This is a genomic window from Winslowiella iniecta, from assembly GCF_001267535.1.
Classification (GTDB): Bacteria; Pseudomonadota; Gammaproteobacteria; order Enterobacterales; family Enterobacteriaceae; genus Erwinia; species Erwinia iniecta.
The window spans coordinates 1-10,915 of sequence record NZ_JRXE01000048.1 but is presented as its reverse complement, the minus strand read 5'-3'; the positions used below and the strand labels follow the sequence as shown (position 1 = coordinate 10,915).

Sequence of the window (10,915 nt, the reverse complement as noted above, 5' to 3'; positions counted from 1 at the left end):
CCACCATGCGCAAACCTTCGCGTGCATAGCGGGCAATTTCGGTTTCCCAGTGGGCGATATTGAGGGGCTCGATGCCGTTTTCACTCAACTGGTAGCGGCAGTGCTGCATCAGGACATCCGGTGCGCCGGTCATCAGTAACTTGGTGGACGCGCCAATCTGATGCAAGGTCGCCATATATTTCCATTCTGAGTCGAAGGGGATTTTATCCAGCTGGGCGCAGGGCTGTGGTGGCAGGCTGACTTTTCCCGCCAGCACTTTTAATGCGCCGCCGGTTGGCCCACCCGTAATGCCCCAGTGACCCTGTTCATCCTGAAATACGGTGCTTTCGTTACACAGGTCGATGACCCGTAAAAAGTGGCTCAGCACCGGGTTCTGCGCGGCATCAATCGCGCTTTCGTCATGCTCCGCAAGAATGCGGCCAGTTGGCTGATAGCTGTTACCTTCAACGCGGAAGTTTTTATCGGCGAGGATAACGGCTTTTACCGTCATCTCATTCATCGTCAGCGTACCGGTTTTATCTGAGCAGACCACCGTCATCGCGCCCAGGGTTTCAACGGTCGGCAGCTTGCGGATAATCGCTTTTTTGCCCGCCATCGCCTGTACGCCCAGTGACAGAATGATCGAGATAATCGCCGGTAAACCTTCCGGCACCGCGGCGACCGCCAGACCAATTAATGACAGCAGCAGTTCACCCATTGGCATGTCGCGTAACAGCAACATAAAGACAAACAGCGCGGCCATCATCGCGAGGATAATGGCGAAAATGGCCTTGCCCAGCTTATCCATCTGGACCAGCAGCGGAGTGCGATGCTGTTTGATATCGGCCATCATATGATTGATTTTGCCCAGCTCGGTGTCCGCGCCAGTGGCAATGACAACCCCGGCACCGCTGCCCGCGCTGACGGTGGTGCCGGAAAATACCAGGTTAAAGCGGTCGCCAATCATCACTTCGTCGTCAATGGCCGCAATCTGCTTGGTCACGGCAATCGATTCACCGGTCAGTATCGCTTCCTCGACCCGAAGATTATGGGCTTCCAGCAGCCGGATATCAGCCGGAATGCGGTCACCGGCACGCAGTATCACCACATCACCCGGCACCAGCATGCTGGCCTCAACCGTCACCAGCGTATCGTTACGCAGTGCCTGTGCCGACGAGGAGAGCATATTTTCGATACTTTTCAGCGATTTTTCCGCATTGCTTTCCTGTACAAAGCCGATCAGTGCGTTGATAACCGCCACCCCAAGGATCACCGCGGTATCGACCCAGTGGCCCATTACGGCGGTTAATACCGCCGCCGCCAGCAGCACGTAGATCAGTACGTCATTGAAATGGGCGAGGAAGCGCATCAGCGCACTTTTACCCGCGCGCGCCGGTAGCTGGTTCGGGCCATGTTGCATCAGGCGCTGGTGGGCTTCGCTGGCACTCAGTCCGCTGGCGCGGCTCTGTTGTGCCTTAAGTGTCGCTTCAGTGGTGAGCTGATACCAGCGTGGTTCATTGGTGGGAGGCATATTGCTCATCGATTATTCTCCAGTCAGCAGGCTTCATTTTCCGTGAGAAAAATCTGCCTAAACTAAATTTAAAAAATTTGGTACCGGAACTTAATTAAGCAATTGGTTTTCTTTCACTCACTCAGTTGTTGTTCTCGTTATTTTGAAAGCCAGTTGTTTAATTAGCCGGGAAGAGGCGCAAGGATGCCCTTTTCTTCGCTGGCGAATTTTGATCAAGATTAATAATCTGTTACATCGGCGATATCAGCATAACGACGTTTAAGCTCTGTTCAGGTTGCGCTTGCTAACGTGCCAGCTATCCTGGGCTAATTTATCGAGGGTCTGACGATGAAAAAAAGTAAGCAGATTAGTGCAGTGCGTATGACATTGATTATTCTCTGTGGGTTAATCCTGGCCAGCGCTATCGGCATGATTATTTTTGAAATTGCCGAGCATCTTTAAACGTTGCGGCGGATGACAGTAAAAATTTGTCTGAATCATGGCGTGAAGCGATATGCCTGGTTAGCATGAAAAGGCTATACCCTCCGGAGTATAATTTTTTCAACAATGGGTTAAGAGAGGCGCTAACGTGGGAAAGGTCATGGCGGACAAGTGGCAGTACTGGATAGTTGGAGCCTGTCTGACAGTAATGGCTGGCAGTGTGCAAGCCGATTCATTAGATGCGCAGCGCCAGCGCTATCAGCAAATTAAACAAGCCTGGGACAATAAGCAGATGGATACCGTGGAGCAACTAATGCCCACGCTGCGTGATTACCCGCTCTATCCCTATCTTGAGTATCGCCAGCTGTCGCAAAACCTGGATCAGGAAACCAGTATGGCGGTCAGCAACTTTATTAAGCAGCATCCGACGCTGCCACCGGTACGCTCGCTCTCTTCCCGCTTTGTTAATGAACTGGCTCGCCGTGAGGACTGGCGCGGCCTGTTGGCTTTCAGCCCGGATGCACCAAAACCGGTTGCTGCCCGTTGTAACTGGTACTACGCCAAATGGGCCACTGGCCAGCAGCAGGTGGCGTATACCGGTGCAAAAGAGATTTGGCTGACCGGCAGTTCGCTGCCAGCCACCTGCGATAAGCTGTTTTCCGTCTGGCAGGGAGCCGGTGAACAGACGCCGATTACCACGCTGGAACGCATTCGTCTGGCCATGGTTGCCGGTAATACCAGCCTGGTCAATTACCTCGCGAAACAGCTGCCGTCCGACTATCAGACCATGGCCAATGCGGTGATGGATCTGCAAAACACTCCCGCCAGCGTGGAATCTTTTGCCCGTGCGGTCGGGCCAACCGATTTTACCCGCCAGGCTACTTCAATTGCTTTCGCCAGCGTGGCGCGACAGGATGCGGAAAATGCCCGTGCAATGATCCCGTCGCTGGTTCGTCTGCAAAAGATGAGTGAGCAGGAAAAGCAGGATCTTGATGAAGCCGTTGCCTGGCGTCTGATGGGCAATGACATCACCTCAGAGCAGGCGCGCTGGCGCGATAACGTGGTGATGCGCAGCGGTTCGACCTCGCTGATTGAGCGCCGGGTGCGTATGGCGCTGGGCAATAACGATCGCCGCGGGCTGAATACCTGGCTGGCGCGTCTGCCGGTAGAGGATAAACAGAAAGATGAGTGGCAATACTGGCAGGCCGATCTGCTGATTGAGCAGGGGCGAAAAGAGGAAGCCGATGAGATTCTGCAGAAACTGATGCGCGAGCGCGGGTTCTATCCGATGGTTGCCGCGCAGCGCCTCGGTGTTGAATATCCGTTGCGGGTGGACAAAGCCCCGCGTCCGGAAGGGAGTCTGCTGAAGGGCAATGCCATTGACCGGGTACGCGAGCTGATGTACTGGAATATGGATAATCTGGCGCGCACCGAGTGGGCTTATCTGGTGGCCAGTAAGACCTCTGCTGAACAGCAGATGCTGGCGCGTTATGCGTTTGAACAGGACTGGTGGGATCTCAGCGTGCAGGCGACCATCAGCGGAAAATTGTGGAATCATCTGGAAGAGCGTTTCCCGCTGGCGTGGAACGATCAGTTTAAACGCTTTACCCGCGACAAGGACATTCCACAGAGTTACGCCATGGCGATTGCCCGTCAGGAGAGTGCATGGAATCCGAAAGCCGGTTCACCGGTCGGCGCTTCCGGCCTGATGCAGATTATGCCCGCCACTGCGCAGCATACCGTCAAGCTGTACAGCATTCCGGGCTATGTCAACAGCAGCCAGTTGCTTGATCCACAAACCAATATTGAGATCGGCACCCAGTATCTTGAGCACGTCTACCAGCAGTTTGGTCAGAACCGTATTTTCGCGTCGGCGGCTTACAATGCCGGTCCGTCGCGGGTGAAAACCTGGCTGGGTAACAGTGCCGGTCGTCTGGATGCGGTGGCCTTTATCGAAACCATCCCGTTCTCCGAAACGCGCGGTTATGTGAAGAACGTGCTGGCATATGATGCTTACTATCGCCACTTTATGAGCCAGTCAGACAAGATCCTTTCCGACGGTGAGTGGCAGCGCCGTTACTGAGTGTGTTATTCTTCCGTACTCGCTAATGAGTACGGAAGAGCTTTTATGACGCCACATTCCCCAATCCCGGTTACCGAAGAGCCGCACAATGCTGAGTGGCTGCGTTTTGTGGCGCTGATGCAGCGCGCCTTTGCCGAAAACCTGCATATGCCGCTGTTACAGCTGATGATGACGCCCGATGAGCGCGAGTCTTACGGTACCCGGCTGCGTATTATTGAAGAGCTGATGCGCGGGGAGATGAGCCAGCGCGAGCTGAAATCCGAACTGGGTGCCGGCATCGCCACCATTACGCGGGGATCAAACAGTCTGAAAGCTGCGCCGCCAGTGCTGAAAGAGTGGCTGGAGACGCAGTTACTTAAGGGTTCAGACAGGGTCTGACGGGGCGGGTTTAATCTGATAGATGTCATTATGAAACGGGCAGAGTGCCAGAATCAGCGCCTGATGATACACGCTGGTGCGCGTCAGTAAGCCGTGGGTAAACGCACCAATTGCCCCGCCTTGATGCTTAATATTGTTAATACCGGTCAGACGCGCCATCTCTTCACCCAGTTCACGCCCTTCATGGATGCCTTTCATCACCACCGGGGGCAGGGTAAAGCTGGCGGAACGTGATTCGCCGCGCTGTTTGCGGTCCTCAACCACCATCCATGCGAAGGCGCTGGTCTCTTCGATGCCGGCTTCAATCGCTACCCAGAAGTCAGCTTCTGGTCTGACCTGACGGGCATTCATCACCCGCTGACGTGCGCCAGTTCTCGTTTCTGTATTTGTAATCGGCTGTGCAGCGACGCCACTGTCGACCTCAACACCTTCGATATGGCAGGATCCCTCCCCGAAAACATCGCTGAACGCCTGAGAAATCGCGCTAATTTTTGCCGGATTGGTGGTTGCAGCGACAACATGGTACATAATTGATTGAACCTTCTACGCAAATTTGTCGCAGTATAACGGAAAAACTACATGTTACAGGTCTATCTTGTTCGCCACGGGGAAACGGTCTGGAATGCAGCGCGCCGCATTCAGGGACAATCAGACAGCGCGCTGACTGCCAAAGGTGAGCAGCAGGCTTTTCAGGTGGCAGAGCGCGTGAAGTCGTTAGGGATCACGCATGTTATTGCCAGTGATTTGGGCCGCACAAAGCGAACCGCCGAAATCATTGCTGATGCCTGTGGATGCAACGTGACGCTCGACCCGCGCCTGCGTGAGCTGAATATGGGCGTGCTGGAACAGCGTCCTTTAGATGAACTCACCGCCGAGGAAGAGCGCTGGCGCAAGGCGCTGGTCGACGGCACGGTTAATGGGCGTATTCCGCAGGGTGAGTCGATGGCAGAACTGGCGGAGCGCATGCATCAGGCGCTGAATGCCTGCCTTGATCTGCCTGCCGGTAGTCGCCCGTTGCTGGTCAGCCACGGTATGGCGCTGGGCGCGCTGGTCAGCACCATTCTCGGCCTGTCGCCAAGTGCTGAGCGCCGGTTGCGTTTACGTAACTGCTCGATTTCGCGTGTTGATCATCAGCAGAGTGCCTGGCTGGCATCCGGCTGGATTGTTGAGACGGCGGGGGATGTGTCGCATCTGGATGCACCGGCACTGGATGAGTTGCAACGCTAAATTGTCAGTCGGGCGGCGATAACGCCGCCCCTGGGATCAAGCCTGACGCCGAATCGGGATCAGATAATCACAACGAATTTCGCTTGGCGGCGTCTGACGCTTCTTCCCGCCGTGGGTATGGAAGCGTTCAATATCCTGCCCCTGACGACGTGTCAGCCCCAGCGTTGGCATACAGGTGCCGTAAATCAGCAGAATAAACTCCTGCAGGTCACCGGTCGGGCCGTGGTAGCTGAACTGCACGTAATCACCGGCTTCCAGCAGTACCGTCTGGGTAGACTGCATGGTCTGCGTCAGCTGATCGGACGGCACCGCGGTAGTATAGAGAATCTCCTGCTCATCATCTTTCTCCTGACTTGGACGCGACTGGTGCAGGCCGTACAGCATCGGCGGAACCGTATCGGTTTCAGTCAGGAACTGACGCCAGAAATGCATACGCATCTCATCACGGAAGCGGGAAATTTGCTCCAGGGTGCAGGTGTAACTTTGCGTCTGTCCAACCAGCACCGTTTCCGGCAGCGTGACATACGTGGCTTCCGGCAGCTGGAAATCACCGAGACGAATCGGTGGACGAATACCGAACGAGTTCCAGTCAGAGGCGCGACGATAGTAAGCCGGCGTCTGGGCAAACTGCTTTTTAAAGGCGCGGGTAAAGGTCTGCTGGGAATCAAACCGGTACTGCAGGGCAATATCGAGAATCGGACGGCTGGTCAGACGTAAGGCGACCGCGGCTTTCGACAAACGGCGGGCGCGGATATACGCGCCAATCGCATGACCGGTCACTTCCTTGAACATGCGTTGCAGATGCCATTTGGAATAACCTGCTTTAGCGGCCACATTGTCGAGCGATAATGGTTGATCCAGATGGCTCTCCAGCCAGACAAGCAAATCGCGAATGATACCGGCTTGGTCCATAAAACGTCCTCTTCGTACTCAGTGTTGGCGCAGGGAAAGCAAAGTCGACGAATAATAGCACTAAATGCCCAGGAAACCGTGGCGGTTTTATTAGTCCGAATGTGCTATATCAATGCAAATTGGCGACAGGGTGTAAATTCTGCGAATGGATGCAAAACGCATTCCTGAGTTTACCTTACAATTTCATCTATTTCTTAAGCAATGGTAACGTAATGATAATAAAAGCACGGTTATTAGTAACAGCTGTTATTTTTTCGGCATTTACGGCTCAGGCAGAGGTCGTGGGCTCAGTGGATACGGTGTTTAAGGTGTTTGGGCCGGACCATAAAATCATCGTTGAGGCCTTCGATGATCCTGACGTAAAAAATGTAACCTGTTATATCAGCCGGGCAAAAACCGGCGGAATCAAAGGTGGACTCGGTCTGGCAGAAGATACTGCCGATGCCGCGATTTCCTGTCAGCAGGTCGGCCCGGTGACGCTCAGTGACAACATTGCGCAGGGTAAAGCTGAAGGGGAAGTGGTGTTTAAGAAGCGTACATCGCTGGTGTTTAAGAAACTACAGGTGGTGCGTTTCTATGACCAGAAACGTCATGCGCTGGTCTACCTGAGCTATTCCGACAAAGTAGTCGAAGGCTCACCGAAAAACGCGTTAAGCGCAGTGCCCATTATGCCGTGGAAAGAATAAAAGCAGCGGGAATTTTTCGGTCTGCAAACCATTGATAGGGGCGGCGATAACGCCGCCCTTACGGCTAGTCGTGCAGCTCACCACAGAAGCGGTAGCCTTCGCCGTGAATGGTGGCGATAATTTCTGGCGTATCCGGCGTGGATTCGAAATGCTTACGGATGCGGCGAATAGTCACGTCGACGGTACGGTCGTGTGGTTTCAGTTCGCGGCCGGTCATCTTCTTCAGCAGATCGCCACGGGTCTGAATTTTGCCCGGGTTTTCGCAGAAGTGCAGCATGGCGCGGAATTCGCTGCGCGGCAGTTTGTACTGCTCGCCATTCGGGCTGATCAGTGAGCGGCTGTTGATATCCAGCTCCCAGCCGTTGAACTTGTAGCTTTCAACCAGCTTGCGCTCTTCGCTGCTGACCGCCAGATTCATGGTACGGGACAGCAGATTACGCGCACGAATAGTCAGCTCGCGTGGGTTAAACGGTTTAGTGATGTAATCGTCTGCACCAATTTCTAAACCGAGAATCTTATCAACTTCGTTATCGCGCCCCGTCAGGAACATCAGCGCAACGTTAGCCTGCTCACGCAGTTCGCGCGCCAGCAATAAGCCATTTTTACCCGGCAGATTAATATCCATAATCACCAGATTTACGTCGTTATCGGTCAGAACCTGATGCATTTCAGCACCATCCGTAGCTTCATAGACCATGTAGCCTTCGGCCTCAAAAATACTTTTGAGAGTATTACGAGTCACTAATTCGTCTTCAACGATAAGTATGTGCGGGGTCTGCATGTGTTCGCTACCTAAAATTGCCAACAAAAATTGAAAACAGGACGTACAACCATTAATAAGCCCTTCAACAAGGGTTTTAACCGAAGTACAGAATTATGTTCTTGATGCACCATCCATCAACGTCAACAACATTGTCAGCTCAGCCATAAGGATGAATCCTGCATGCCCTGGCGGTGGCCTAACGCTGCCTATCCTAACTGTATTAACAGCAACATAACAGCAAAGAGCACAACCGATACGCATTAAAACAACGCTTCGTTGACTTATATCAAATCCAATTGTAGCACGTTAACACTTTTGTGAAAAACTCTTCGCAGAATGCCAGCTTAGCTCACAAATATACCTGAATTAGCAACGATTCAGCGACAAAAACGGATTCAGGCCAATTTTGTTTAACTGTGGATTTTAATGCCATGATAAATATTAACTATTTGTTAATGATTTGGATTAAATAGCAATTAACCGGTTAGTTAAGGATAAACGCTAACCTCAGGTAATTTATCAGGGTAATTTGCGCTTGTTATTTAATTGTTAAATTAAGCCGGTCTGTTATTTAACATGCTGTCGTGTCAGAGTATCCGCCTGTACTGATGTAACATTTAAGGCTGTCATGCTGTTTCCTTTGATTCTGGTCTCTCCTGCCCGTGCTGAAAACATCGGCGCCGCTGCGCGCGCGATGAAAACCATGGGCTTTAGCGAATTGCGTATTGTGCAAAGCCAGGCTTATCTTGAGCCTGCCGCGCGTTGGGTGGCACACGGTGCCGGTGAAATTCTCGATAACGTTACCCATTTTAACTCGCTGGCCGAGGCGCTGGCGGATATCGACTTCTCGGTGGCGACTACCGCACGCAGCCGCGCCAAATTCCGTTACTACGCCACGCCACAGCAAGTGCAGGAAATCCTGCAAGAGAAGATGCAGTGGGTAAACAGTATGGCGCTGGTGTTCGGGCGCGAGGACAGCGGCCTGACCAATGAAGAGCTTGATCAGGTCGACTTGCTGACCGGCATTCCGATGGCAAATGATTATCCCTCGCTGAATCTCGGACAGGCGGTGATGGTGTATTGCTATCAGTTGTCAGCGTTACGTCAGCTGGCGGCTGAACGGCCAGCGGTCGCCGACGGGCAGCAGCTGACAGCGCTGCGTCAGCGTCTTGAACAGCTGTTGGTGAAGCTGAAAGTCGAGGATGACCAGAAGCTGGCCGACTGGCTGCATCAACGTACCGGCCTGCTGGAGCAGCGCGACAGCGCGATGCTGCATCGTCTGCTGCACGACATCGAAAAAAACTTATAGACAAAAATTCGGTGTGATCGACTTCTGATAGTGTGACTCACTATCAAAATTGTCAGTGGTAAAAGATCCGCACTGACAAGCGTCGATTCGCACTGGCAGCATGCGGTAAAGCCCGCCTGCGGGTATGGATAAAAAAATTGACTTAGCCAGCGGTTTGCTTTACTTCTGGAAGTCAGACAGACATTAAAAGACAGACAGACGATAAATCTCAATGCGTAAAATCAGCCTGAACAACACAATTATTATTACCACCACCATTACCACAGGTAACGGTGCGGGCTGACGCATAAAGAAAAAAATCAAAAAGAAGCCCGCACCTTAACAGTGCGGGCTTTTTTTTCGGCGTAAATTCAGGAGAGTTTGACAATGCGAGTGCTGAAATTCGGCGGGACCTCAGTGGCAAATGCGGACAGATTTATGCGCGTTGCCGATATTCTGGAGAGCAATGCACAGCAGGGACAGGTCGCGACGGTGCTTTCTGCCCCGGCTAAAATTACCAATCATCTGGTGGCGATGATTGAAAAAACCATCAGTGGTCAGGATGCATCACCGAATATCAGTGACGCCGAGCGCATTTTCACCGAGCTGTTGCAGGGGCTGGCTGACGTCCAGCCGGGCTTCGCTTTCTCGCGGGTAAAAACCCAGGTCGACCAGGAGTTCGCCCAGCTAAAGCAGGTGCTGCACGGTATCAGCCTGTTGGGGCAGTGCCCGGACAGCGTTAACGCGGCGATTATCTGTCGCGGTGAAAAACTCTCGATCGCCATTATGGAAGCGGTGTTACAGGCGCGTGGCTACAGCGTGACGGTGATTGATCCGGTGGAAAAATTGCTGGCGGTCGGTCACTACCTCGAATCCACCGTGGATATTGCTGAATCTACCCGCCGGATTGTTGCCAGCCAGATCCCGGCTAACAATATGGTGCTGATGGCCGGATTTACTGCCGGTAACGAACGCGGTGAGCTGGTGGTATTAGGCCGTAATGGCTCTGATTACTCGGCAGCGGTACTGGCCGCTTGTCTGCGCGCCGACTGTTGCGAAATCTGGACTGATGTCGACGGTGTCTATACTTGCGACCCGCGCCAGGTACCGGATGCGCGGCTGCTGAAGTCGATGTCGTATCAGGAGGCGATGGAGCTCTCTTACTTCGGCGCAAAAGTTCTGCATCCCCGCACTATCACCCCCATCGCCCAGTTCCAGATTCCTTGCCTGATTAAAAACACCGCCAATCCGCAAGCGCCCGGCACCTTAATCGGTGGCGATGGCGCGGATGAAGAAAATCCGGTCAAAGGCATCACCAACCTGAACAATATGGCGATGTTTAACGTCTCCGGCCCCGGAATGAAAGGGATGGTCGGGATGGCGGCGCGGGTGTTCGCGGCCATGTCACGTGCCGGTATTTCCGTGGTACTGATTACACAATCCTCGTCAGAATACAGCATCAGTTTCTGCGTATCGCAGCATGATCTGGCGCGCGCGCGTCGCGTGCTGGAAGACGAATTTTACCTCGAATTAAAAGATGGCCTGCTGGAGCCGCTGGACGTCACGGAACAGCTGGCGGTGATCTCGGTGGTCGGCGACGGTATGCGTACGCTGCGCGGCATCTCGGCCAAATTCTTCTCGGCGCTGG

At 53.4% G+C, this 10,915-nt stretch carries 11 protein-coding genes and 1 other annotated feature; of the genes, 7 read left to right on the top strand and 4 right to left on the bottom strand.

The genetic code is table 11. From position 1 onward, the window contains the following. Nucleotides 1-1,519: HAD-IC family P-type ATPase (locus NG42_RS21350; RefSeq protein ID WP_052903003.1), on the bottom strand; the 1,519-nt coding region annotated here is incomplete at its 3' end. Nucleotides 1,520-2,090: 571 nt separating this feature from the next. Here NG42_RS21350 and sltY point away from each other — a divergent pair. Together sltY and trpR are read left to right on the top strand one after the other, a co-directional pair. Beyond that, nucleotides 2,091-4,013 (top strand): murein transglycosylase, encoded by a 1,923-nt coding sequence (sltY, locus tag NG42_RS21345; RefSeq protein WP_052903001.1) that lies wholly within the window; start codon nt 2,091-2,093, stop codon nt 4,011-4,013. Nucleotides 4,014-4,058: 45 nt separating this feature from the next. Beyond that, nucleotides 4,059-4,391, top strand: a complete 333-nt coding sequence (trpR, locus tag NG42_RS21340) for a trp operon repressor (protein WP_052902999.1) — start codon at nt 4,059-4,061, stop codon at nt 4,389-4,391. Here the strand turns inward: trpR and yjjX are convergent. Beyond that, nucleotides 4,377-4,919, bottom strand: a complete 543-nt coding sequence (gene yjjX / locus NG42_RS21335; protein ID WP_052902997.1) for an inosine/xanthosine triphosphatase — start codon at nt 4,917-4,919, stop codon at nt 4,377-4,379. The two genes, trpR and yjjX, sit on opposite strands and share 15 nt — an antisense overlap. Before the next feature lie 51 nt (nt 4,920-4,970). On the opposite strand from yjjX, the gene gpmB reads away from it, so the two are divergent. Further along, nucleotides 4,971-5,618, top strand: coding sequence for a 2,3-diphosphoglycerate-dependent phosphoglycerate mutase GpmB (gpmB, locus tag NG42_RS21330; protein WP_052902995.1), 648 nt, complete (start codon nt 4,971-4,973; stop codon nt 5,616-5,618). A gap of 36 nt (nt 5,619-5,654) precedes the next feature. On the opposite strand, the gene robA is transcribed toward gpmB, so the two are convergent. Continuing rightward, nucleotides 5,655-6,530, bottom strand: a complete 876-nt coding sequence (robA, locus tag NG42_RS21325; protein WP_052902993.1) for an MDR efflux pump AcrAB transcriptional activator RobA — start codon at nt 6,528-6,530, stop codon at nt 5,655-5,657. 212 nt (nt 6,531-6,742) lie between these two features. On the opposite strand from robA, the gene creA reads away from it, so the two are divergent. After that, the gene (creA, locus tag NG42_RS21320) at nt 6,743-7,216 is read left to right on the top strand and encodes a protein CreA (RefSeq protein ID WP_052903005.1); all 474 of its coding nucleotides are present in this window, start codon (nt 6,743-6,745) and stop codon (nt 7,214-7,216) included. A gap of 64 nt (nt 7,217-7,280) precedes the next feature. On the opposite strand, the gene arcA is transcribed toward creA, so the two are convergent. After that, nucleotides 7,281-7,997, bottom strand: coding sequence for a two-component system response regulator ArcA (gene arcA, locus NG42_RS21315; protein WP_052902991.1), 717 nt, complete (start codon nt 7,995-7,997; stop codon nt 7,281-7,283). Between the two features lie 610 nt (nt 7,998-8,607). On the opposite strand from arcA, the gene NG42_RS21310 reads away from it, so the two are divergent. The 3 genes from NG42_RS21310 to NG42_RS21305 all read left to right on the top strand — a co-directional run. Continuing rightward, nucleotides 8,608-9,288: a tRNA/rRNA methyltransferase gene (locus NG42_RS21310; RefSeq protein ID WP_052902990.1), complete on the top strand. Its 681-nt coding sequence runs from the start codon at nt 8,608-8,610 to the stop codon at nt 9,286-9,288. 211 nt (nt 9,289-9,499) lie between these two features. After that, nucleotides 9,500-9,571 carry a thr operon leader peptide gene (thrL, locus tag NG42_RS23940; RefSeq protein WP_072133272.1) on the top strand — a complete coding sequence of 24 codons (72 nt, stop codon included), beginning with the start codon at nt 9,500-9,502 and terminating at the stop codon, nt 9,569-9,571. Continuing rightward, nucleotides 9,507-9,629 (top strand) — a sequence feature (Thr leader region). Its footprint overlaps the gene before it by 65 nt. A gap of 25 nt (nt 9,630-9,654) precedes the next feature. After that, on the top strand, nt 9,655-10,915 hold a 1,261-nt coding region (locus NG42_RS21305; RefSeq protein WP_052902987.1), incomplete at its 3' end, for an aspartate kinase.

What these genes read in the sequence shown, in the direction of transcription:
- sltY (WP_052903001.1), top strand. Translation starts at nt 2,091, where the DNA reads ATGGCGGACAAGTGGCAGTACTGGATAGTTGGAGCCTGTCTGACAGTA.
- trpR (WP_052902999.1), top strand. Translation starts at nt 4,059, where the DNA reads ATGACGCCACATTCCCCAATCCCGGTTACCGAAGAGCCGCACAATGCT.
- yjjX (WP_052902997.1), bottom strand. Translation starts at nt 4,919, where the DNA reads ATGTACCATGTTGTCGCTGCAACCACCAATCCGGCAAAAATTAGCGCG.
- gpmB (WP_052902995.1), top strand. Translation starts at nt 4,971, where the DNA reads ATGTTACAGGTCTATCTTGTTCGCCACGGGGAAACGGTCTGGAATGCA.
- robA (WP_052902993.1), bottom strand. Translation starts at nt 6,530, where the DNA reads ATGGACCAAGCCGGTATCATTCGCGATTTGCTTGTCTGGCTGGAGAGC.
- creA (WP_052903005.1), top strand. Translation starts at nt 6,743, where the DNA reads ATGATAATAAAAGCACGGTTATTAGTAACAGCTGTTATTTTTTCGGCA.
- arcA (WP_052902991.1), bottom strand. Translation starts at nt 7,997, where the DNA reads ATGCAGACCCCGCACATACTTATCGTTGAAGACGAATTAGTGACTCGT.
- NG42_RS21310 (WP_052902990.1), top strand. Translation starts at nt 8,608, where the DNA reads ATGCTGTTTCCTTTGATTCTGGTCTCTCCTGCCCGTGCTGAAAACATC.